Annotated in this window: 22 protein-coding genes; 8 read left to right on the forward strand and 14 right to left on the reverse strand. The window is 45.0% G+C overall.

Annotated features, from left to right (window positions below; translation table 11 throughout):
- Positions 1 to 3 precede the first annotated feature (3 nt).
- Positions 4 to 444 carry an Lrp/AsnC family transcriptional regulator gene (locus G3R49_RS00995; RefSeq protein WP_167868368.1) on the reverse strand — a complete coding sequence of 147 codons (441 nt, stop codon included), beginning with the start codon at positions 442 to 444 and terminating at the stop codon, positions 4 to 6.
- Between the two features lie 229 nt (positions 445 to 673).
- Between G3R49_RS00995 and yjeH the strand changes: the two genes are divergently transcribed.
- A complete protein-coding gene (gene yjeH / locus G3R49_RS01000) occupies positions 674 to 1,945 on the forward strand; it encodes an L-methionine/branched-chain amino acid transporter (protein WP_167868369.1) in 1,272 nt (423 codons plus the stop codon).
- Between the two features lie 33 nt (positions 1,946 to 1,978).
- Here yjeH and G3R49_RS01005 read toward each other — a convergent pair whose 3' ends face one another.
- Complete coding sequence (locus G3R49_RS01005; RefSeq protein ID WP_167868370.1) at positions 1,979 to 2,443, reverse strand: TerB family tellurite resistance protein; 465 nt, start codon at positions 2,441 to 2,443, stop codon at positions 1,979 to 1,981.
- Between the two features lie 394 nt (positions 2,444 to 2,837).
- Entirely contained in the window at positions 2,838 to 3,398 is a 561-nt protein-coding gene (locus tag G3R49_RS01010) for a DUF2780 domain-containing protein (RefSeq protein WP_167868371.1), read from the reverse strand.
- A 193-nt stretch (positions 3,399 to 3,591) separates the two neighbouring features.
- On the opposite strand from G3R49_RS01010, the gene G3R49_RS01015 reads away from it, so the two are divergent.
- The 3 genes from G3R49_RS01015 (at position 3,592) to G3R49_RS01025 (ending at position 6,236) form a co-directional block, all read left to right on the forward strand.
- The gene (locus G3R49_RS01015) at positions 3,592 to 4,323 is read left to right on the forward strand and encodes a hypothetical protein (RefSeq protein ID WP_167868372.1); all 732 of its coding nucleotides are present in this window, start codon (positions 3,592 to 3,594) and stop codon (positions 4,321 to 4,323) included.
- 29 nt (positions 4,324 to 4,352) lie between these two features.
- Positions 4,353 to 5,822 (forward strand): tetratricopeptide repeat protein, encoded by a 1,470-nt coding sequence (locus G3R49_RS01020; RefSeq protein ID WP_167868373.1) that lies wholly within the window; start codon positions 4,353 to 4,355, stop codon positions 5,820 to 5,822.
- Positions 5,823 to 5,888: 66 nt separating this feature from the next.
- Positions 5,889 to 6,236 (forward strand): cupin domain-containing protein, encoded by a 348-nt coding sequence (locus G3R49_RS01025; protein ID WP_167868374.1) that lies wholly within the window; start codon positions 5,889 to 5,891, stop codon positions 6,234 to 6,236.
- A gap of 25 nt (positions 6,237 to 6,261) precedes the next feature.
- Here the strand turns inward: G3R49_RS01025 and G3R49_RS01030 are convergent, their stop codons facing one another.
- The 4 genes from G3R49_RS01030 to cutA all read right to left on the reverse strand — a co-directional run bounded on the left by G3R49_RS01030 (position 6,262) and on the right by cutA (position 11,154).
- Complete coding sequence (locus G3R49_RS01030) at positions 6,262 to 7,035, reverse strand: ABC transporter permease (protein ID WP_167868375.1); 774 nt, start codon at positions 7,033 to 7,035, stop codon at positions 6,262 to 6,264.
- Between the two features lie 33 nt (positions 7,036 to 7,068).
- Entirely contained in the window at positions 7,069 to 8,727 is a 1,659-nt protein-coding gene (locus tag G3R49_RS01035) for a cation:proton antiporter family protein (protein ID WP_167868376.1), read from the reverse strand.
- Between the two features lie 247 nt (positions 8,728 to 8,974).
- Positions 8,975 to 10,834, reverse strand: a complete 1,860-nt coding sequence (locus tag G3R49_RS01040) for a protein-disulfide reductase DsbD (protein WP_167868377.1) — start codon at positions 10,832 to 10,834, stop codon at positions 8,975 to 8,977.
- The gene (gene cutA, locus G3R49_RS01045; protein WP_167868378.1) at positions 10,831 to 11,154 is read right to left on the reverse strand and encodes a divalent-cation tolerance protein CutA; all 324 of its coding nucleotides are present in this window, start codon (positions 11,152 to 11,154) and stop codon (positions 10,831 to 10,833) included. The genes G3R49_RS01040 and cutA overlap by 4 nt, the downstream gene beginning before the upstream one ends.
- 218 nt (positions 11,155 to 11,372) lie before the next feature.
- On the opposite strand from cutA, the gene G3R49_RS01050 reads away from it, so the two are divergent.
- On the forward strand, positions 11,373 to 11,951 hold the full coding sequence (locus G3R49_RS01050) for an FxsA family protein (RefSeq protein ID WP_130603361.1): 579 nt from the start codon (positions 11,373 to 11,375) through the stop codon (positions 11,949 to 11,951).
- 151 nt (positions 11,952 to 12,102) lie between these two features.
- On the opposite strand, the gene G3R49_RS01055 is transcribed toward G3R49_RS01050, so the two are convergent.
- The 3 genes from G3R49_RS01055 to G3R49_RS01065 form a co-directional block, all read right to left on the reverse strand.
- Positions 12,103 to 13,914, reverse strand: coding sequence for a methyl-accepting chemotaxis protein (locus G3R49_RS01055; protein WP_167868379.1), 1,812 nt, complete (start codon positions 13,912 to 13,914; stop codon positions 12,103 to 12,105).
- A gap of 165 nt (positions 13,915 to 14,079) precedes the next feature.
- The gene (locus G3R49_RS01060) at positions 14,080 to 14,448 is read right to left on the reverse strand and encodes a hypothetical protein (protein WP_167868380.1); all 369 of its coding nucleotides are present in this window, start codon (positions 14,446 to 14,448) and stop codon (positions 14,080 to 14,082) included.
- Positions 14,449 to 14,604: 156 nt separating this feature from the next.
- The gene (locus tag G3R49_RS01065) at positions 14,605 to 15,978 is read right to left on the reverse strand and encodes an MATE family efflux transporter (protein WP_167868381.1); all 1,374 of its coding nucleotides are present in this window, start codon (positions 15,976 to 15,978) and stop codon (positions 14,605 to 14,607) included.
- A gap of 207 nt (positions 15,979 to 16,185) precedes the next feature.
- Between G3R49_RS01065 and G3R49_RS01070 the strand changes: the two genes are divergently transcribed.
- Both G3R49_RS01070 and groL read left to right on the forward strand, forming a co-directional pair.
- The gene (locus G3R49_RS01070; protein ID WP_130599117.1) at positions 16,186 to 16,476 is read left to right on the forward strand and encodes a co-chaperone GroES; all 291 of its coding nucleotides are present in this window, start codon (positions 16,186 to 16,188) and stop codon (positions 16,474 to 16,476) included.
- A 49-nt stretch (positions 16,477 to 16,525) separates the two neighbouring features.
- Positions 16,526 to 18,169, forward strand: a complete 1,644-nt coding sequence (groL, locus tag G3R49_RS01075) for a chaperonin GroEL (protein ID WP_130599115.1) — start codon at positions 16,526 to 16,528, stop codon at positions 18,167 to 18,169.
- A 432-nt stretch (positions 18,170 to 18,601) separates the two neighbouring features.
- On the opposite strand, the gene G3R49_RS01080 is transcribed toward groL, so the two are convergent.
- The 3 genes from G3R49_RS01080 to G3R49_RS01090 form a co-directional block, all read right to left on the reverse strand.
- On the reverse strand, positions 18,602 to 18,952 hold the full coding sequence (locus tag G3R49_RS01080) for a hypothetical protein (RefSeq protein WP_167868382.1): 351 nt from the start codon (positions 18,950 to 18,952) through the stop codon (positions 18,602 to 18,604).
- A gap of 81 nt (positions 18,953 to 19,033) precedes the next feature.
- Positions 19,034 to 19,864, reverse strand: coding sequence for a hypothetical protein (locus G3R49_RS01085; protein WP_167868383.1), 831 nt, complete (start codon positions 19,862 to 19,864; stop codon positions 19,034 to 19,036).
- A gap of 165 nt (positions 19,865 to 20,029) precedes the next feature.
- On the reverse strand, positions 20,030 to 21,193 hold the full coding sequence (locus G3R49_RS01090) for a Shedu immune nuclease family protein (RefSeq protein WP_167868384.1): 1,164 nt from the start codon (positions 21,191 to 21,193) through the stop codon (positions 20,030 to 20,032).
- Between the two features lie 295 nt (positions 21,194 to 21,488).
- On the opposite strand from G3R49_RS01090, the gene G3R49_RS01095 reads away from it, so the two are divergent.
- Positions 21,489 to 22,178, forward strand: coding sequence for a zinc metallopeptidase (locus G3R49_RS01095; protein WP_167868385.1), 690 nt, complete (start codon positions 21,489 to 21,491; stop codon positions 22,176 to 22,178).
- A gap of 167 nt (positions 22,179 to 22,345) precedes the next feature.
- Here G3R49_RS01095 and G3R49_RS01100 read toward each other — a convergent pair whose 3' ends face one another.
- On the reverse strand, positions 22,346 to 23,566 hold the full coding sequence (locus G3R49_RS01100; RefSeq protein ID WP_167868386.1) for a conjugal transfer protein TraF: 1,221 nt from the start codon (positions 23,564 to 23,566) through the stop codon (positions 22,346 to 22,348).
- Positions 23,567 to 23,618 lie beyond the last annotated feature (52 nt).

The following is a 23,618-nucleotide window of genomic DNA, read 5'->3' on the forward strand; positions in this document are numbered from 1 at the left end:
GTTTCACCCCTGATTATTAATCCATTCACTCATTACCACATGGGTTTTAATTTTGACGATATCGGCCTGGGCATCGATAAACTCGCGGATCTCATGTAGGCGTTGCATTGACGGGGCTTGCACAAATACTAGCAAGTCCATATCACCAGTGATCCCCTGGCAAGTGATTACTTCAGGGATTTGATGGAACACTTGCACTACATCGGCGCATTTAGCACATTGGTGTTGGATCTCTAAATACGCCGACACACCTTGTTTTTGCGATTCGCTAAGCAACACCTGATAGCCACGGATCACCCCAGTTTGTTCAAGCTTTTTAATCCTTTCAGTCACAGCGCTACGCGAGAGATTCACTTGCTCGGCAATGTATGAAATAGAATGGCGGGCATTGAGCCTTAACTGTTTAATGATCGCCTGATCAAACTTATCTAGTGAAGTAGTCACAAATGCTCCTAAAATAGGTGGATTTCTAGCATTAAAATCTTGTTGTTCTAGTTAGTTTAATACACTCTTTCCGACACTTTGACGGAAAAATAATTAAAGACCGACAATATGACGGCAAAAGCCTACATTTTTGAAGTGTGTTCCAACACATTTTTTTAGGTTATCACTTTATAATAGCCATATTAAAACACCTACAGAAATACAGATTAATTAAGAGTTGAGTATAGTTATGAGTCAATCAGCTGTTGGGATTGGTCGCTGGCAAGGCGCCGGATTAATGGCCACCACATTGTTGGGTACTGGGGTATTTATATTGCCGCAGATGTCGATTGCCATTGCCGGTGAAGGTGCATTGTGGGCATGGGTGATTTTAACTTTCGCCATTATTCCAGTGGCGTTAGTGTTTGGCTTACTTGCTGGGCGTATCCCTCACGCTGCAGGGCCTGCCTACTATGTTGAGCGGGTGTTTGGTAAGACGCTTGGGCGCACGATCGGCTTGTGCTTTTTGCTGGTGATCCCTATCGGAGCCCCGGCAGCTATTTTGATGACCTTTCAATTTATGAATGCCATGTTACCCATGGATGGTTTAGCTCAGTTAGCAGTGCAATTATTGATTATTGTCGTGTTGCTGCTACTTAATATGCGCGGCATTCAGGTGTCAGCTAAGCTGCAATTTAGCCTCACTTTGTCGATCGTTACTGTAGTTGCGCTGCTAATGGGCTCAAGCAGTACTAGTTTGATGTCTGCAGATGCTGTTACTCCATTTGCTCACTGGCAGCTAGAGCCCGTTATGCTTGCCATCGGCATTGGTTTTTGGAGCTTTTTAGGTATTGAAGCCATGACCCATTTAGCCGGTGATTTTGAAAAGCCGCAAAAGGATATGCTGCCGGCAATGCTAATGGGCACTGTACTTGTGGGCGTAATTTACCTTTTATGTACCTTGTTGCTGCTAAATACCCCTGATACCACTGAAGGCGTGGCGATGATTGCGGCGTTTAATTACTGGTTAGCCGATACACCTTTGGCAGGTTTTGGCGTGCAAATCATCGGTATTTTAGGTGTGGCAAGTGGCTTAGCGACGGTAAATGTGTACGCAGCGAGTGCTGCACGGTTAATGTGGAGCTTTGCCGAGCAAGGGGTATTGCCTAAGCGCTTTGCCAAACGCAACGAGCATGGTGTGCCGCTCAATGCTTTGCTGGCAATTTTATCGATCATGGCGGTGGTGATGGTGCTGACCTTTATTAGTGGGCAGGATTTAGAGAGTTTAATCGCCTGGAGTAACGGTGTGTTTGTGGTGATCTACTTGCTGGCTATGTTATCGGCATTTAAGTTGTTGGGCGCTAAATACCGACTATTGATTGCGGCGAGCTGTGTGTTTTGTATTGCTTTAGGTATCGCCCTTGGCTTTAGCATGATTTACGTGGCGATAATGATGGCGATTGTTGCACCATTAATCTGGCTGCAAAAATCCCACCACCAAAAGCGCGCGGTCAAAGTTTAGCGGCCACAGTTTAGCGCTGTAGCGGACTAAACGTTAGCTTTGCGCTGGAGGGTTCTCTTGCATAGCAATATTACGCAGTTTAATCAGCTCGCTGTGTTTAAGGTAAAGTAAGTCTGCCGTGCGGCGAATAATTTGGTCTTCGTAGCGGCACAACTCACCATCAGCATAAGCGACGCGCCACATGGCTAGTATTAATTGCTGGCGCTGGTTAAGGTCGAATGATTCGTTTATTAGGCCGGTAAATTCATACAATGAGGTAGCATCGTGGCGAGCTTGTTTAGCTTCATTCACAAGTTCAGTGGCGTCTGCCTCAGTCAAATCCAAGGTGTCAGTGAGTAAGCTTGGTAAAAGCGCTGTTTCGTCGCTAGCGACTTGCTCATCTGCGTATACCACCTCTAGTAATAACGCTGCAGCGGCTAGGTTAAGCTGAGCGGTTTGCTGCTCTGGGGTTAAGCTCGGGCTTGGGTTAGCAAAAAACTGTTTCAGCTTGGCAATCATATTTGTTTCCTCGGCAGGCTTCTCAGTGGTGCTGGTGACGACTGAGACTGAACATCTTGGTTATTGAATATACCAGTGCATGGCAGGGTGGGCGAACACAGGGCAGATTAAATTGTGTTCATTTGTGTATCAGCGATTGTCAGAATAAGCTTGAAAATAATGCCAATTGGGATGAGTAGGTGTTCAGAAATTACGCAGGTGAAATCGTTTAGAACAAGGCAGAAATTGCAGCTAGCTAGTTGCTCTACCTACAAAATTTCTAACGAAGTTATAAGCGATTTTAACTAGTAAGAATGATCACATTCTTGTGCTAATTGGTATAAGCCACCTTAAACTAAAAAGCGCCTGATGTTATCAGGCGCTTTTATTTGTTTTTTTAAAGGCTAAACATAGGCTAGAGCAGTGAGCCAAGACCTTGCATTAGCAGGCCTGTGGTATCTTCAGCACCATTTTGTTCCAGGTAGTTTTTAGCTATGTTGATCATAGGTGCGACCAGCTCTTTAGAGATGCCAAGTTTCTCAAATGCATCGTAAACCATAGCGCTCCCTTGCAGCGCACTGCCTAGGTCACCAGCTTGAGATAGCAGGCCTGACATGCCTGAATCACCCGCTAAAGCAGGTACAGCGCTCAAAAGCATATCGGCACCAGGAATACTGTCGCTTAACTGGCTGAAATCACTGCCGCTTAAGTTGTCTTTTGCCACACTTAATAGGGTGCCTAAGCCGCCTTCAGCTTGCGACTGGTTTAAGCCAAGTTGAGACATGACAGAGCCTACAAGTGGGTTAGAATGTACCGCCGCTTGTGTCTCTGCAACCTCTGTTGCAGGTTTTTCATCATTACCGCCAAAGATGTTGTCGAGCCAGCTTGCTGAAACTGGGTTTGCGATAACTAGCGCAAATACCGCTAAAAGTGTTGTTGATAATGTTTTTGAAAAGAGTTTCTGTAGTAACTTCATGTTTTGCCTTCCTATAAATTGGCGCTAACCTCGGTCTTGGCGTTATCTTAACCTTTCTATTACAAATGTGATAGCCATCGTATCTAGGATTTACACCTCGGTGTTTAGCAATCGCTGATTTTTCGGTATCCTTAGCAGCTAACCTGACCTCAGGTTTGCTAACCACCACCTTTTTACTAATTTGGGTCATAGAATGTCACTGTCTGCTATTTTGACTGAAGCATATAACTTTTTTCGTAACCACGTTCGCCAGCTAGCGGCGCTTACTATTCCTATGTTGATTTTGCAGGTGATAATTCAACAATGGCTAGGTGGCGAAATGCTGGTTCAGTCGCAAGCTGAAACGCCTGAGTTTGGTGCTATTCACGGCGCAGCCATGATGGCTTTGCTGTTGGTGTTCTCGCTGCTGATTGCCGCATTAACCTTGTTTATGGAAGTGCGCTCGCAGGGCTACGATGTCACGCCAGCCCGTGTTCTTAAAGAGAGCTTTACCTTTGTGCCGCCATTATTGCTAGCGGGTGTATTCTCTGGTTTGGCTATCTTGATGCCGTTTGTGCTGTTTGCCGCGTTTGGTCCGCTATGGTTAATCGGCTTAACCATGAGCTTTTATCTATTTGCTCGTCTTGCCTTTGTTAACTTCATGGTGGTGGTTGAACGCATCACACCTTTGCAGGCAATTAAAGCCAGCTTTAATTTTTCTAAGCCTGTAGTACTAAAAACCATTATGGTGTTGATGCTGTATCTGCCAATCTCACTAGTCGGTGGTAACTTGTCAGCGGTTGCTGCCCAGGTCGGCGCACCTTTGCAGATTATTGTCGATACTGTGGTGGCGTTCTTTAGCTTGTTTGTAAACGTGGCGCTGTTCCGTCTATATATGATCAACCGCAACGACAAACCTGAGCCAAGCGACGATACTATCGCCTAAATCAAACAAGGGTTGGTAAGGAGTCAAACTTGATAAATGACATCGAGTTTATTGAAGGATTCGCCAGTGAGTTAAGTGAAGATTACGCCAGTGCCAAGAGCTATGTTAGGGATATTCCTACGCAGGCGTTAGTGTTTGTGCGTAGCTTTACTCACAAGCTCACCATGGTGCTTGCTCAGCGCCAGCAACTTCACTTTTCTAGTCCCAACCTTTATGACCGCATTGAGCAGCTTAATAAAGCGCGTTTGATTGATGTGCCAACAGTACGTGCTTTGCACCGTTTACGCGGTGATGGTAACCGCGGTGCTCACCCAGAAAAATATCACCTTACCCAAGAGCAGCTGATCGCGATTGCCGAAAAGTCGATAAAAAATATTCTGCAGTTAATTGAAAAGCTCTACCCACAGTTTAATAAGAATCTACCTGAGTATCGTTTTGTTGAGTTTGACTCGTTAGCTGGCCGCGACCTTTGTTATCGCGCGGTGATGCAAAATGACGTTGAAGCGCAATATCTAGTTGGCATGTCGCTAAAAGCCAAAGCGCTGATGCTGCAGGAGCAAGAGCAAGCCCTTGAGCGCGTAACTGATAAACCTAATAAGGATGCGAAAGAGCAGGGCGCAGAGCAAAGCTTTGCTCAAGCGGCTCATTGGTTCGCCTTAGCAGCAGAGCACCATCACCAGGCTTTGTACGAGCATGGCGTAAGCTTGCTCCATGGTTACCAAGGTCAGGCGCAACCGCAACAAGGTGAGCAATTCATTGCTGAGGCTGCAGAGCATGGTGTAATTGATGCCAAAGCACTGCTTGGCTATTTCTACTTGGTGGGTAGCCATGAGTTTGAGGTTGAGTTAGATAAAGCGAAACATTGGCTTGAGCTAGCCGCCAAACAAGAAAATGCTGAAGCCATGTCTAACCTTGGTGTGCTTTATTATCAACAGTATCAGCAACAACTGCAGTCTGAGCTGGATAATATTGACAGCAGCTTGCTGCGAGAGGCGAGCGTATGGATAACTAAGGCCGCTGAGTCTGGTTACGCCCATGCCCAGTACCACTTAAGCTTAATGTTTGAATCTGGCGAAGCGGGCGAGGTGGATAATGACAAGGCTGACTATTGGTTAAATGAAGCAGCACAGCACGGTCAGCTTGACGCTATGCTACGCTGCGCCAGCGATACGCTTAACTGCGAACAAGCCACAAAAGAAGAGCTAGCCAGGGCTGAGCAGTACTTACATGATGTGATCCGCTATGGTCACAATGCAACTGCCATGATTGAGTTAAGTGTGGCACTTGCTGATGGCATGTTAGGTCGAATCGATGTAGTGCAATCAGCTTATTTGCTGACTCTTGCTAAGCAATATGCCAACCAAGAGCAGCTGCATGTGATTGAACCTTTGTGGCACTCGTTGCTTACACAAGTGAATTCAGTCATCGAGCTAAACCCAAGTGAGCAAGAGCTAAAAGCGCTGCAGTACGCCAAAGAAATTCTTAGCCAAGAAAGCTAAATTCGTTGAATTTGGGTCAGAGTAAAACGCTAACTATCTGATTTTTTAACAACTCAAGGATGAAGTATGACAGTAGTCTCTAAGCATAATGCTGAGCATTACCTTTGGGGTGATAACTGTGATGGTTGGCATCTAGCAAGTAGCGAGCGTTTAAGCGTGATCCAAGAGCGGGTGCCACCTGGCTGTCAGGAAGCGCGTCACCTGCATACTCAGTCTGAACAGTTCTTTTTTGTGTTATCTGGCTGTGCCACATTAGAGGTAAATGGTGAAGTATTTGAGCTAAGTGCTCAGCAAGGAAAACACGTTGCTGCGAATACACCTCATCAACTTAAAAACCTAGCAGATCAAGACTTACACTTCATCGTAACGTCTACCCCACCGAGTCTTAGTGACCGCCAGCTATTGGAAGAGTGAACTAATAGTTGCACTTCAGACTCACCTAAACTCGGTTAAAGCGCATTTTTCCAGTTTCGTTCAGTAGTTTCTTTAGCGTCAGCCACAGCGCTGAGCTAACAGATAAACTGATGCAGGCAAGTACAGCAACTAAAATGACGATTTGATACTTCACTGCGACTATTGGGTCACTGCCACCTAGAATCTGCCCTGTCATCATACCGGGTAAACTGACAATCCCGGTTGTTGCCATTGACGCTAAAATTGGCGCAAAGGCTTGTTGCATCGCGCTTTGAATAAAGGGGGTTGCTGCTTGCGTTGGTGTCGCCCCTAAAGCTAGCGCGCCTTGATACTCAGCTTGTTTTTCGTTAAATGCATCAAACAGTCTGGTAAGGGCAATTATGTTATTGCTTAAGCTATTGCCGAGCAGCATACCTGCTGTAGGGATGAGAAATTGGGCTTTATAAAAAGGTGTAGGGCCAAACACACCTAACATTAGGATGGCGAGAATGGGTGTGACACCAATGAGTAAACCGAGCGTCATTGGCATAAACATGGTTTGCTTGGGGAGTTTAGCCTTGCCGATAATCGCACTGCTGCCCACCACTAACATGATCGCCAGCCAGGTTAAATTGAGCGCGAGACTATCAAGGGCGAATACAAACTCAAGGTAGATGCCTACCAGCAGCATTTGCACCGTCATCCGGCTTATGGCAACAAGCATTTCGCGCCCTAAGCCGAGCTGATAGTGACGGTTAATGGCTGCTGGCGCGATTAGCACCAGCATGAATAACCCAAGGGCAAGCCAGCTAATATCCATATTAAATCGCCAATCTTGTTGAGGCTTAGGATGTTAAGGTTTAGATAGCGTCGGTGCGATTTCTTTTTCGGCTTCAGCATGGTCGGCATGCACTAGGCCGCTGGTAGCCACTTGTGGGTCAATCAATTCCTTAACTACATGGTCAACAAAACCAGCACCCGCGGCCTCATACAGGTTATATACTGCTTCGACCCCTGCTTCTTTCAGTGCTGTAGCATCCTCACTATATTGCACTATCGCGCTAATTTTACCCTTGTAGTTAAGGCGCTTTAATTGCTCCACAGCAAACATGTTACCTATGTGGTGTGGCATAGCCAGCAGTACAACTTCGAGCTCAGGTGCACGTTCTAGTTTCTCCCAGAAGTCGGTATCGCTCGCATCGCCTTGTACCACATTGCGACCTTCAGATAAGTGGAAGTCGACCAGCTCTTGCTTATGCTCAATACCTAAAATTTCATCGGGGTAAATTGATTTAAGCTCATCGTATGCACCGCTACCAATGCGGCCCATACCCAAGATTAAGAACCTCGGCTTACCGATAGCAATCGGGCGGTCTTCTGGGTGCAAAGGATGCTTTTCTTTACCTAGGAGTTTGGCATGATAGCGTTGATAAATGCGGTTGACGTTGGCATTGAGCGGTGCGGCAACCAAAAAGCTGATACTTAAGGCCACGGCAATAATGACCAGCCATTCGGCAGGTAGCCAGCCTTTGTATGCGGCTACCGATGCCACGATAAGGCCAAACTCACTGTAGTTACCTAAATTAAATGAAGCAAAAATTGCAGTGCGGGCACGCAGCTTAAAGTGGGTTAATAAGCTAAAGAACATCATCACTTTTACTGGGATTAACAGCACCAGTAACGCTGCTAGCCCAACGTCTTCAATGGTTGGTAGACCGTTTAGGCCAATGGTGAGGAAGAAGGCAACCAGGAACAGCTCTTTAAAGTAGTAAATCGATTTTGCCAGCTCCGATGATTTAGCGTGCCCTGCCAGCAAAATACCCATGATCAAAGCGCCTAAATCAGGCTTGAGACCCACAGATTCAAACAGCCAAACCCCCATCACTAATGCCATTGATAGACCAAATAGCACTAGCATTTCACCGTGACCTACACGGTCAAAAATCTTGTAGATAAGTGGTTTCAGTAGCGGAAGCAGCAATAAACCCAATGCATAAACTGAAGGGAATTCACCTTTAGAGATAGTCAGGAATAGCACTGCAAAGATGTCTTGCATAATCAAGATACCAATGGCAACGCGGCCATATAGCGCCTGAGTATCACCGGATTCATCAAGTACTTTTACTGCAAATACCGTACTTGAAAAGCTCAATGCAAAACTGATGAGAAGCAATTGATTTAAGTCGAGCCCTACCAGTCTATCTAGCCCTAATAAGGCTAGTAACTTGAGCACAGCTACAAAGAACATCATTGAGCCAACAAGGTGCAAGCTCGAACCCGCCCATACTTCTGCTTTGAGTAAACTCTTAAGATCCAGTTTTAAACCAATGGCAAATAGCAGCAGTGTAACGCCTAAGTCTGCAAGGGTTTGCAGCAGTGGGACACTGTTTTCATCAATACCAAACACAAACAGTAAAAAGCCAGCGGCTAGATAACCGATGAGTGGTGGTAAACCAACACGGCTAACTAAAATGCCGCACAGTAAGGTAATGATAAATATCGCGGGTTCCATAAATCTCTACTTCGTTATTATGATGATTATGCGTTCGCCGTTGCCGAATCCATTTGCGCTCGATGTGCCAATTTGCAGCTGCTCGCTTATTCAACAAGTGCTAAAAATGTTACAACAATTTAGGCAACAGTTACCTAGATTGTAATATAAAAAAATTAACTTTGGATTAAGCTAAGAATGAAAAACAAAAAAATGGTCAACTTAAATAATAAGTTGACCATTTTCATTGGTTTAGTTGGTCGCTAGATTATTTTTCGAGTAATAAATCTAGGTGATCAGCAAAGGCTTGAGGTTTCATAAAGCCTGTTACGCGCAAATCTTCTCTTTGAGCGCCATTTTCATCGAACATAAGTAGTGTCGGTAGTCCTAATACATCGTAATGTTCAAGTAGCTCTACGTCAGTGGCGTCGCTCGCGGTAACATCAGCTTGTAGCAATACCATTTGGTTTAGACGCTCTATCACCATAGGGTCAACAAAGGTAATGTTTTCAAACTCTTTACAAGCAACACACCAGTCAGCGTAGAGATCAAGCATCACGGTTTTACCGCTAATACTCGCTTTATCAAGCTCACGTTCTAAGTCTTCAAGCGATTTAATCTTAACGAACTCAGGGTGTGCGCCGTGGCTTGCTTGGCCTGATGTGTTGGTCAATGTTGGTGCTTGATGACCCATCGCGCTCATTACTGCTTGTAAGCCGTACGAGAAGCTGGCAAGTAGTGATAGCAGTAGTAACACACTGCGCACAGTTTGCTTCCAGTTAAGCTCAGTGAGCTTGTTCTGATGCATCAGGTAACCAACCAGTGCAATGCCCCAGGCAGACCATAGTATGTCGGACACAAGGCCAGGCCAGATGCGCCCTAGCATTACGATTGATACTGAGATAAGTAGGAAGCCGAAGATGGTCTTGATGATGTCCATCCAAGCGCCAGCGCGAGGTAAAATTTTACCGCCAGAAGTACCAATGATAAGTAGCGGTACACCCATACCCATACTGAGTACATAAAGTGCGAGGAAGCCTTGAACTAAGTCACCTGACTGCGCCACGTAAATTAATGCGCCAGAAAGCGGAGCGGTAGTACAAGGTGAAGCAACAAGGCCTGAAATCACGCCCATCATAAACACGCCAATCAGGTTGCCACCTTTTTGGTTGTTTGACATGTTGTTCATCTTCTCTTGCCATTTACTTGGCAAAGTAAGCTCATACATGCCGAACATGGATAAACTTAAAATCACGAACATTACAGCTAAGAAAATCAAGATAGCTGGGTGCTGCAAGGCTGCCTGGAACTTCATACCCGCAGAGGCAACCACTAACCCAAGTAATGAGTAGGTAATTGCCATACCTTGCACGTAAGCCATCGACAGCGTGAACGCTTTACCTAACGACAGCTTCTTACCTTGGCCAACAATAATGCCTGACAAGATAGGGTACATAGGGAAAACACAAGGGGTTAACGCCAGACCCACGCCTAAACCAAAGAAGACTAATAGCGTCCAGAATAGGCTGTCGTTCTGCAGCATTTGGTTAAGTGAGTCTTGCTGCGTGACAGGCGCACTTGATGTACTAGAGTCAGAACCGCTGCTCGCTTTAGGCGCACTGCCACCAATAATTTCTTTTTGCTTAATCTTGCCGTCGTTAAGCTCAACCGGCTCTAAAATAACCTGACGCTTGGTTGGTGGATAACACAATTTACCCTCTGCACAACCCATAAAGGTGACGGTAAAGGTGGCTTCTTTGCTCGCCTCTTTTAGCGCGATAGGGATGTTAACGAACGAGTAATAAACTTCTTGTTCGCCAAAGTATTCGTCGTTGTGCATTTCGCCGCGTGGTAAGTCGATTTCACCAATCTCAGCGCCGTCAGCAGCAAATTTCAGCTTGTCGCGGTACATATAGTAACCGTCGGCAATAACCCAGCTGATTTTTAGCTGATTACCTTGTTGCTTATACTCAAACAAAAAGGCCTCATTAACTGGCATAAGCTCAGGTTCATCACTTAAGAAGCTGAACTTTTTCGCTAAGCCGCCTTCGCTATATGCCGTCGGAGCGACAACTAGCGATGACATCAGCAGCAAGGATGTAAATAAAACAGCAAATAGTTTTTTCATGATGCAGTGGTTTCTTCTATCCATGTTAAATATGAAGGTAAGCCACGAGTTATTGGGGTTGCAATGATCTCAGGGACATCATAAGGATGAAGCTGGATCAACAACTGCTCGATGGCATCAAAATGACGTGCCAAACACTTTATTTGCAAAGGTACTTCTTGCGACTGGCAAATTTGGCCGTCCCATTCATATACTGATTCAATCGCTTGGCCGATCTGTACACACGCAGCTAGCTTGGCCTTGACTAAGGCTTGGGCAATCGCTTGAGCAGTGGGTTTATCTGGGCAAGTGCTGAAAATGATCAGATGATCTGTCGTCATTGTATCTCAGTTATGGTTAAAGTTAGCTTAAGCTAATAAAGCGATAATTATGGGTACTGTACGATTTTTAACGGCAAGTTTCATTATTGTGCCGCGATATTCGTGAGCTGTCTTGAATTAAGACCGCATAACCCCCATAAAGTATTCAACGACGTTAGAAAAATTTGTCAAACAGTGACTTTGCTCAAACTCAGCAAGCCACCACACACGAGGTTGTTATGTTCTTCTTTTTCATCTTGCTATTTGTGGTTATTCCCGTAGTTGAGTTAAATGTGTTGATCCAGGTTGGCGAAGTATTAGGTTCGTGGACGACAGTGGGCTTGGTGTTTTTCACCGCCATTGTCGGTGTGTCTTTGGTTCGCAGCCAAGGTATTAGCACCTTGATGACAGCGCAGCAAAAAATGGCCCAAGGCGAAGCGCCAGGGCAAGAAATTGCTGAGGCGATGATGCTAGCAATGGCTGGTGTGCTACTTCTCATCCCTGGTTTTGTGACCGACTTTGTTGGTCTGCTGCTACTTACTCCAATTACCCGCGCACCCATCGCTAGCTTTGTGTTTAAGCGTATGAAGTTAAAGGTGATGTCTAATAGCCAGTTTCGTGGCGGCTTTGGTCCGCAAGGACCATTTCAACAAGGTCCGTTCGAACAAGGTAACCCATTTGATCAAGGCAATACCTTCGATGGCGATTTTGAGCGCAAGCAAGACCCAAGCCCACGCTCACATCAATTAGAGCAAGAGGATGTGATTGAAGGCGAAGCAGAGCGCAAGCCAAGCTCAGATGACAAAGAAAAAAGTTAATCTGTTAACATTTGGGTCAGAGTAAACTTGTTTAAACTGAACGCTGGCCATTAGGACTAAATCACAAAAAAAGGCGCTAACCGATAAGGTTAACGCCTTTTTTGTGGTTGCTACTTACAGGTAGTCGAGTTGCACCTATGTACCTATGTAACTAGAAGTGACCAATCAGCAGGGTCTTCTCGTTCGCAACTGAGCAGGTTTTGTGGTTATTGCGCGCCCGCTCGGTGAGTATGTCACAACTTTCTTTAATGTCAGTTATGTTTTCATTAATGTCTTTGAGCATACAGCTTTGCTGTTCAACCGAGGTGGCAATATTGGTCGCCATGTCGTGGATTGACTCAACCTCAGTTGCGACGTTAGCGAGGATTTGCCGTGACTTGTCGACCTCATCAAGGTTGCTCATACTCATATTCTTACAGTCGGTTACTTCAGTAAAGGCGTCTTGAGTGAGCTTTTGTAGCTCGGCAATAATATGAGTAATTTGCTGCGTCGACTCCTGGGTACGCGCCGCCAGTGTGCGCACTTCGTCAGCGACCACCGAGAAACCGCGACCAGATTCTCCCGCCCGCGCAGCCTCGATTGCGGCGTTTAATGCAAGTAGGTTGGTTTGCTCTGCAATACTTTGAATTTCGTCAATAAAGTTATTGATGTTGTGGGTCTTACTTTTAAGTACTTCAATATGTTCAGCAGATTTAACCAGGCTGTCAGCGGTATCATTAAACTTGCCATGCATCACATCAAGCTGTTCGGTGCCGTCGTCAACGTGCGTTGCAATAGCGCCTGTGGTCTCGGCTGTTTTGCTGGTGGTTTGTACAATCTCATCAACTGAGTATTCAAGTTCATTAGAAGCCGCCGCGACAGATTCACACTTTTGCGCCTGTTGTTGTAGCTGCTCTTCGCTGAGTAATGCGCGCGACTCAACTTCTTGGGTGACTTCTCTTAATTCGCGCATAGATAGGTTAATCTTCTGCGCAAACGAGATGAAGTCGTTAATGGCATCAATAATCTGCCCAAATTCGTCATCGGCTTTTTTAGGGACTCGTAATTCAAAGTCACGCTCATTAATAATGCCGTGAATGCTGTTTACGGCATCGCGAATGGGTTTACGAATATTGCGGCTAAGCTTAACTACTGCCAGTGTTAGCCCAATTGATACAAGTAAGAATAGCGTTAGCGACAGCCAAAATGCGATACGCGCCTGTGTGTTTAAGTAGTCACCTAGGTTAGTGGTAGCTTGCTTAAGTTGCTCTTCTGCTTGATGGGTGGCTTCACGCATTTGTCCGCGCAGACCAGATTTTGGAGTCAGTCCTATTTGATTGTTGAGTTCAGCGTAAGCACTAATACCGTTGCGGTAACCCTGTAAGAATTCTAAAGCTTGCGGCAGTTGCGATAGTGATGTTGCAAGTTTGGCAGCTTCTGCATCGAGTCTTTGCAGGTATTTGTCATTTTGCCTGAGCATGTAGTCTTTTTCGTGACGGCGTAGCGTCAGCATCGAGATTAAATCTTGATGTTTGTTGTGCTGATTAAGTAGAGACTCAAGTTTGTGGGTTGCCGCTCTTAGTTCACCATAACGGCCTGACTTTTCATCCAGCCCCTTTTGCTTCATGGTGTTTACTAGGCTAACAAAGTAGCTTTGATATTGGGTGAAGTTGTTGACAAGACTGGCTTTATTGAGCACAGATTCATCAACATCCAGAGCCTCTATGCGGTTAACGAGTGTTTGATAGTTGCCTTGAAACTTATCGAGGTATTTATCATCTTTACGCAGCAAGAAGTCTTTTTCGTTTCGGCGCAGCTGTAGGGCAATGATATTGATATCTAACACTGTAGCTTTGATTTCGGCCAGTTTGTCTTGCCTGGTTGAGAAGTAATGTGAGAACAAAAACAGCAGCAGTAGACTGCCGATGACAAAGCTGATCAGAACAATCAACTTACTGCGTAGACTAATATCTGCGTTGAACATCCTTGTTTCTCCCGCGAGTGGAGCCACTCAATTGGCTGTAACTTTTCTGTAATAATTTGAGCCTAGTAGAAAATTAGCCAAAAGCAATATAAGGCCATTTAACGGTAGGTAAGTGACACTATCGCTGAGTTTGGGGAGTTAATAGCTAAAAGCAGAACATTGCGATTATTGAGAGGTACCTCGATCTGTACTCTGCTTGTCTAGCCGACGCCCAAGCATATATGAAAGCGCAATGCTGATTAGCCAAACGCCTATAAAACATAAGGTGTAGAGCTGTAATTGCTCGCTTGCCTCGCCTTTGGGAAGCTCGGTTACCGCAGCGTGAATGCTTAAAAAGTCGTTGCTCACTTCACCGCTCAGTATTCTATCTACCACTTTGTTGGCTTGAGCAAAAATAAGCTTCGCAACCATAAATAGTGGTGCACATGCAGCCAGCATAAACGCCCCGCCGAGGAGGCGTTGCTTGAGGTGAAATAGCCCAAGGCCGGGGCAAATGAGCGCGGACAACATCGCCGCTTTATTGGCTTTTTTCATATACTTTGAGCCTAAAAGTTTAGCGCGGTTGGAGGATACTGCTAGGTTAAGCAAGTTATGCAGCAAGCTCAAGTGCTGTCATTTTTGTACTCGCTGAGATGACGTTTCTGCGGTTACTCTACTCGGCCAACTTATTCGTTAATGCTCTTCACTAAATCATTCAATGACTGCATCGGCAGCATGGCGGCGCTGCGCCAGTGTTGGCTCACTTACTCTGGTTGCCATGTAATAACAAGCGGCGCCCATAATGGTATTGGTAATTGGCAGCGCCAACATTAACCCTGTTTCACCGCCAATGGCTAAGCCCAGTGCCGCCAGAGGCAGCATGATTAAGAACAAGCGGGTGAGGTTAATCAGCAGTGACGTTACCGGCTGATGATAGGCGTTTAAGCTGTTGGCAAACACAATCACCATGCCTAATGGCCCATAAGCCAGCGGCAGAAATGTGAGGTAAAAGCTTAGCCCTTTGACGACTTGTGGGTCGTCGGTAAACAAGCCAGTTAAGAAATCGACGCTAAACAGCAGTGGAATGTACAGCAAGCTTTGGAATATCAGCACAAACTTGAGCGACATTAACAGCGCCTGTTTCGCTCTTTGCGGTTGCCCTGCACCTAAGTTTTGCGCGATGAACGGCGATAAGCTGGATGACAGCGCCATTACCACAATCAACAAGACAGATTCGATTTTTACCCCAGTACCAAATGCCGCTACGCTAGCATGGTCAACCCTTGCTAGCATTGCCATCAGTACGCCGTTGGCAATCGGGTTTATCATGTTCATAAGTGCAGCGGGTCTGGCGATATGTGCCAATGAGCGCCAGTTTTTAACTAAGCGCGCGCGGCAAAACGGCGCAAATTTTACCAGTTCACGCTTGATTAAAATCAAATACCCAGAAACAGACAGCGCCACTAGCCAAGATACAGTGGTCGCAATCGCTGCGCCCTTTAACCCCATTGCCGGAATTGGGCCAACGCCAAAGATTAAAATCGGGTCGAGGATGATGTTTACTATCGCTGCTGACATCATAATTTGCGCAGGTGGCTTAGTATCGCCAGTAGCTCTTAGTGCCTGATTACCGACCATCAATAGCGCTAAAAACGGCGCACCTAAAAAGGCATAAATCATGTAGTCGTGGATCAGCAATAAGATGTCACTATTGGCACCCAGCAGCGTAAATAATGGGTCAATGAACATCAGGCCAATCAGGCACAGGACACTAATGATGGTAAATGTGATGCAGATAACATCGAACAAAAACACCTTGGCGGTCTGCTGATTGCCCGAACCTATCAGCCTACCGAGGTTGGTCGAAAGCCCTGCGCCTATACCAATCACAATACTTGAGATAACCAGAGTAACCGGGAAGGTGAAGCTAATCGCTGCTAACGGCTCTGTGCCAAGCTTTCCGATAAAAAACATGTCCACCAAACTGCTACCCAACACGGTTAAAATACCGAGTAGGTTAGGTAGGGTCATGTTCATTAACACACGCCCAATAGGTTGAGTGAGTAAACCGTGTTTATCGTTCATGCAACAACTAGGACATCAATAAGGGAGGCGAATTCTAACAGGATTAACCAGCCATTAATAAAACCGACTTAAAAAAATTATAGATTTTTTTACCAATCCCCTTGGATCTGTGATCGATTACCCCCATATCAACATCCATCTAGGGGTAACCCTGTTTTTAAAACGCCTTGTTAATATTGGGCATCACATCATTAGGAGAGTTCATAGATGAATATTCGTCCATTACATGACCGCGTAATCGTTAAGCGTACCGAAGTTGAGTCAACCTCAGCGGGTGGCATTGTATTGACTGGTAGCGCTGCAGAAGTTTCAACGCGTGGTGAAATATTAGCCGTGGGCAACGGCCGTATTTTAGAAAATGGCACAGTTCAACCACTAGACGTAAAAGTGGGCGACGTGGTGATCTTCAACGAAGGTTACGGCGTGAAAAAAGAAAAAATTGACGGTGAAGAAGTACTTATCCTGTCTGAATCTGACCTAGTAGCGGTAGTAGGCTAAGCCTCCCCAACTAGTTATTCACTTAATCAATTATTGAAGGATTTACACAATGGCAGCTAAAGAAGTTCAATTTGGCAACGACGCACGCGTAAAAATGCTTGCGGGCGTTAACGTTCTAGCTAACGCAGTAAAAGTCACTTTAGGCCCTAAAGGTCGTAATGTAGTACTAGACAAAAGCTTTGGTGCACCACTCATCACTAAAGATGGTGTGTCTGTAGCAAAAGAAATCGAACTAGAAGACAAGTTCGAAAACATGGGCGCACAAATGGTGAAAGAAGTTGCTTCTAAAGCCAATGATGCAGCCGGTGACGGTACTACAACTGCAACTGTACTAGCGCAAGCTATCGTTAACGAAGGCCTAAAAGCCGTTGCAGCTGGCATGAACCCAATGGACCTTAAGCGCGGTATCGACAAAGCTGTTGTTGCAGCGGTTAGCGAGCTTAAAAACCTATCTCAAGAATGTGCTGACACTAAAGCAATTGCTCAGGTTGGTACTATCTCTGCAAACTCTGACGAGTCAATCGGTGAAATCATCGCAACTGCGATGGAGCGCGTAGGTAAAGAAGGCGTGATCACTGTTGAAGAAGGTCAAGCGCTAGAGAACGAGCTAGACGTAGTTGAAGGTATGCAGTTTGACCGCGGCTACCTATCTCCATACTTCATCAACAAGCAAGAAACGGGCAGCGTAGAGCTAGATAACCCATTCATCTTGCTAGTAGACAAGAAAATCTCAAACATCCGTGAGCTACTACCACTACTAGAAGCACTAGCTAAAACTGGTAAGCCACTGATGATCATCGCTGAAGACGTTGAAGGTGAAGCGCTAGCAACATTAGTTGTGAACAACATGCGCGGCATTGTGAAAGTTGCAGCGGTTAAAGCACCAGGCTTTGGTGACCGTCGTAAAGCTATGCTACAAGACATCGCAATTCTAACCGGCGGTACGGTAATCGCTGAAGAAATCGGTCTTGAAGTTGAAAAAGCTACCCTAGAAGACCTAGGTACTGCTAAGCGCGTTGTGATCACTAAAGACAACACAACCATCATCGACGGTACTGGTGAGCAAGATCAAATCAACGCTCGCGTAACTCAAATCAAGCAGCAAATCGAAGAATCAACTTCTGACTACGACAAAGAGAAACTACAAGAGCGCATGGCTAAACTAGCTGGCGGTGTTGCAGTAATCAAAGTTGGCGCAGCAACTGAAGTTGAAATGAAAGAGAAGAAAGCTCGCGTTGAAGATGCACTACACGCTACTCGCGCCGCCGTTGAAGAAGGTGTTGTTGCCGGTGGTGGTGTTGCACTGGTTCGCGTTGCAAGCAAAATTGCTGATGTTGAAGTGATCAACGAAGACCAAAAGCACGGCGTAACTATCGCACTACGTGCAATGGAAGCTCCACTACGTCAAATCGCAACTAACGCAGGTGAAGAAGCATCTGTTGTTGCTAACAACGTGAAGAATGGCGAAGGTAACTATGGTTACAACGCTGGTAACGACACCTACGGCGACATGCTAGAGATGGGTATCCTAGACCCAACTAAAGTAACTCGTAGCGCTATCCAATACGCAGCGTCTGTAGCGGGTCTAATGATCACTACCGAAGCAATGGTTGGTGAGATCCCACAAGAAGCGCCAGCTGCTCCAGATATGGGCGGTATGGGTGGTATGGGCGGTATGGGCGGCATGATGTAATTTTTGCTGGTCTAAATCGGTGATAACTGCGTTGCTTCACTACTCGTTTAAGAAAGCTAAACGTCGTGGTAAAGCGCCTTGTTCTAACCGATTTATCCTACGCAAAAAACTCTGTCGGTCTTAGCTGAAAGCTGAATACCATACTTCTTGTAAAAGAGAATTTAAAAGCCCCGATACCTAACGGTATCGGGGCTTTTGTTTTGTGGCTATTAATGGGATAGGTCACATCGTCATTCCGGTGACGCTTTTAGCCGGAATCTAGCTTTTAGGTACGCATACTCTGACCTAATTAAATTGAAACCGAAAATACAGAGTGTAGGGAGTCCGCCCTAACGCTCCAAATAAGGGGCTGACAAATGCTTGGCTAAACTCATGTAGCGAAGCGGAACCGAATTAGCAGTCCCGCTACTTTCTTGGCTTATTATATTTCAATTAACACTTACCTGATTGTTCTAGTTTTAAAAGTACTTCATGGCCTTTAGTAATCGCAGACTCTGTTCGAACTTGTTGCATGCCTTTAATGTTGTCTCTGTACAAGCGTAAAGCTTTTAGCGACAAATTTATTTGCATACAGTTTGATTGATAAAATGCAGCTTCATCACTGTTTTCGTAAGCTTCTAAAATAGCCAAAGAGTTTTCTAGGGTTAAGCTATAATCCATTTGAATCATAGTAGCTCCAGAATAAAGCTTGAAAGTTGCTTCGGTTACTTTTTCTGAAACAGCTGTTGATGTAAAGACACCAACTACTACAACAAGAATATATAGTCCTATTACTTTCTTCATACTTACTTTAAAAAATAACGCCTTGCTCTGCGGAAGTTTGGGAGCGGAGCGAGTAAATTTTCCGTAGCAGCAACTTGTTAGCTATGGGTTCTTTATTTCTCTTAACTTTGGCTGACGTTGAGCTTTTTTTAAAATCCCCATAGATTCACCACAGCATCTTTCAAATAACTCATTTCGCCATTCAATTGAGTTTAAACCTTTCGAGGAAGTTACTTCAATTCCATTGAGGTATCGATTTCCCTTGTGTATTAAACCAAAATTCTTCGCTGGGCCTTCACGATAGATGCCTACAAGTTGTGGTGCACCACCACTATATGGATCTTGCTTAGATTCAAGTGAGTCACAGAAGGCACTAAAAACATTTCTACTAGTTCTTCCTGATTGATGAGGATCTTGGCTAGGATTTCCAACCCATTGCTCATACCATGTATTTAAAGAAGCTTTTCCACTACCGGCACTTGCTATTAATCCAGACCTTTCAGGTAACTCAATTTTCTCAGCCGTAACCCCATCATGAGTAACCTTAATTCTGGCTGCATGGAAGCTAGACCGCATTCTATTCCCCAAACGGGTCGCATATAAAATTTGGCAAGTTCCTCTTTGAGCCTTTGGCATCAAACTGAGACTCCTTTCAATTTCACACCTGACTTTTTCAATTTTTATTTCGATAGAGTCACTTTCACAGAGTAACAATCCATCATCAATGTGCTCAATTAACTGACCTAATATCTGTATAGGGAACGAAACTGAGCCACAATAGCCAAATACTTCAGGGAAATTTCTTGAAGCAAACAACTTCCGGCCTACGTCCCAAGTAGCATTTTTACCCCAGGAAATTCGACTATCGCTAGCAATATAAATCGATGCTGGGCCATGTGTATCGATACCCGTCCATGAAAATAGTGTTGTCATCTATACATCTCTTGGCATAAGTAGTAATCTTTGTTCATCCGTGGTGATCATCACCATAACTGAGCAACCCCGGGCCCCTCCACCAAAAACGTTATGGGGGGGACAGGTAGAGAACATTTCCCCAGGTAAAACTGGGGAAGTCCCGGTTCGCAGGGTTCCTTCTTGTTAGCTATTTTCAGCATGGACAATAAACCTCGAGCGCTCATAGAGCTCATCGAATGTGATTATCTCAACGTCATAGAGGCTGCTACGATATAGTTCAAAGGATCTTAGCTTCTCTTTGTTGACACCTTGCTCTGTAACGAACTCTTGGAGGTTTCCAATAACTATGAAAGCTTTTGGCTTGTAGTTAAACACCTCTTCACCCGTAGGGTTTCCATCAGTACTTACAGGCCTTATTTGCTCATAAAGATTTCTGGAGGCCGAAGCCACTGTTCCATGAACCTGTGCCACTGCTCCCACTAATTCTCTTGAAGGAGACCAACATCCGGGTCTATAACTTGTGGATTCAAGCAAAGCTGTCTCATGTGTTTTGATTTCGATGAAACAGAGGGAGCTTATAACCCCTTTTGTCATCATTAATGCATCAGCACGCTTCCCTTTATTTAAAAGATCGCTACCTTGTACAATTTGCTCAAGCTTCCTTCCTTCAAATCCAGTAACAAATACATAATTTAAACCGTAGCCAAAAATCCACCTGTTTTTATCGAAGTATTTTTGCCATAGATCTTCTTTTCCTCGGCATTTTTTATGCTCCATTGCATGATAAAAATATTCAGAGTCTTCGAGTAATCGGCTAAATGTATCAAGTTGCTTCTTGCGATAACCAAGAGCTACTACATCTTCGTTTGTAACTTCCGTACGAAAAGCTTCCGCAAATAGATCTTGGTTATCTTTTACCAAGCTCTTAGCCTGTGTCTGAGACAAGATTATTTTTCTCAGCTCAGCATCCGTGATATTTACGTTACCGCCATCTTCAAATTTATAGTTGAAGACGTTATGAAAAAACTCAATAACTTGACCAATCTCAGAACCTACAAAGGAGAAGTATGTTTTTTGAGGCGTACCTTTGCTTGGATTAAAGCTTTGAAGAGTTACGACTGAAACTCCTCTGGAGTCTTCAAAAAACTTGGCAACTATCTCTTTTCTACCACCTTCAGTTTTCCGAATTACTATCTCATCTTTTTCTTTGGCATAGATAAATCCTTCATCAAGATCAAGAACTTTTGATGCATGACGAAGCTTCTTGTCATCATGTACGACTATCCTACGGCTCATGTAGGTTTTGCCGGGGACTTTTTTCAAATGATAAGTTAATTCGTCTGACATTATTCCCTCTTGCTCAGAGCTCGATCTATTCAGTAGCGAACATTTATATAGTGCGCATGCGCACGTATTGGGATTAATACGCATGCGCGTTTTGCCAACATCAAAAATCAGTGTATGCTTAATTAACTATTTGTATCTATTGAGGTTAACAGGTTACCGAGTAGTATACTATGTTGAAGAAGTGAGCATGCACACATATTGAAATTAATGCGCAAAAATTAATTAGTTGAAGTTGTACCGATCCCAAGATAAACGCTGTAAGAGTTACCCCCACCTTTGTGGCATACTGACTTTCATGCTTTGGATAATTTTAATTCTCGTTATTGCTTGCTGTGTGTTCTTGCCTGGTTGGTGGGTTAACCACGTGATGAGCAAGTATCATCAGCCGACGGATCGTTACCGTGGTAAAGGTAACGGTGGCGAGCTTGCGCGTCATCTGCTAGATCGTTTTGGGTTGAAAGACGTTAAGGTTGAAGAGACTAACAGCGGTGATCATTATGACCCTGCCGCTAAGGCTGTTCGCCTGTCGCCAGATAATTATTCTGGTTACTCCCTGACCGCTATTACTGTTGCCGCTCACGAGGTAGGGCATGCTGTGCAAGATTCTCGCGGCGAGTCGCTATTTGTTGCAAGGCAGAAGCTCGCTGGCGCCGCGATGGTCGGTGAGCGTATTGCCAGCATAATGATGTTGGCATCGCCATTGGTCATACTGCTCACCCGTATACCGCAAGCTGGCATGTTGACCATTTTAATTGGCGTGCTGTCGATGGGCTTGAGTACAATTGTGCATCTGGTGACCTTGCCTGTGGAGTTTGATGCCAGTTATGGCAAGGCGCTGCCGATGCTAAAAGAGGGCGATTACCTGCATGACGGTGACCTAAAACATGCAGAGAAGATTCTCAAGGCGGCGGCACTCACCTATGTGGCTGGCTCACTGGCAAGCCTGCTCAATCTTGGCCGCTGGATTGCGGTGCTGCGCCGCTAATAGAGTTTGTCAGGTCGAGTAAGAGTAGGTTGGGTCAGAGTAAAGTGGTGACTAAATTAATCGTTGCCCGCAGTCTTAAACCCAGTCCTGCTTGCAGCAGCTAAAACAAAGCCCCGATATCTCGTGATATCGGGGCTTATTCGTTACTTCATATGCAGGCTGACTAGTTAAAAAGTAAACCTAGTTTGCAGTGCTGCACCCATGTCTTTGCTGTCGGCGTAGCGAGCGGATAGGTCGAAGTGGAATACATCAAATGGCGAGAAACCAAGACCTGCGGTGATGCTGTCGTCAGTGTTGTTGGTTAGGTCAGTTTGATAACCTGCGCGCAGTTTAAACCAGCTGTCAGGAAAGAACTCGACACCTAATGCGGCAAATTGGCGGTTGTCGGCTTCTGCATCATAGTTGTTGCTGGTGCCAGTGATGCCTTTGTAACCTTCTGACTCGTTTAATTGAATATCAATCGCCGCAGTGAGTAAATGATTCTGGTAGTTGCCACTTAGGGTATAAGTTGGCGAGACTTCATACTGACCTTGAACGCCTTTGATGATTTGCGTGTTGTAGCTATTTTTAATCACGTTCTTTGCTGCAAGCGCGACACCAAAGCCAGCGTTGTGCTGATAGGCAATGCCTAAATCAACATTGAAGTTATTGTCGTCAGATTGATAGCGGTCATCGTCCCAATCATCAAACTTGTAGTTTTCAATATCACTGATGTAGTTAATGGTTTTAACGTTTTGATACTTAGGTGATACACCATAATAAATGGTTGCAGTAGGTAGCTTATACGATTTCGCAAGGCTGACACCAAACTCACTTACCACCACACCCATAGTCAGTGCTTGCGAGCTGAGGTCTTGCTTAATAATGTTCTCAGGCACTAGATCTTCATCGGTAATATCTGCAAATACCAGTGCGTCAGCATAAGCCTGCGCAAATACGTTAACAGATACCAAATCATTGGGTATCGCCAGCGCGAGATGTGTACCAGCTTGAACCTGAGCATAGTCACCTTGAACCAATTTTAACTGGTCAATCACCTTTTGAGCGTCCGCTTCAGTTGGATTGCTCATGCCCTTGAATTCGTCATAGATGTCTGAAAAGTCCTCTACATTTTGAATAATATCGGTTGGATCATTGGCATCTGCACCAATAGAAGGAAATAGTAGGGCAATGTCATCATCTTGTTCGTATTTAGCAGCAAGGGCTGGGTTATGGAAAGGCGCGGTTAAGTAGTCAGCACTGCTTGCTCCTACGCCACCCATTGCATATGAGCGCGCGTCAAACTGATGAGCCATTGTTGATGTTGAAATAATCGCTGCGGCAACGGCTCCAAGTGGGAGAAGTTTTAGCTTAAGAGGTTTGCGGTTACGCTCCGTGTAAGTAGTCATAATTACTCCTTAAAATTAATGAGATACAACGGATAAAAATAGAGCTGCCCAA

The sequence above is a fragment of the Shewanella sp. WXL01 genome (genome assembly GCF_012263345.1).
GTDB lineage: Bacteria > Pseudomonadota > Gammaproteobacteria > Enterobacterales > Shewanellaceae > Shewanella > Shewanella maritima.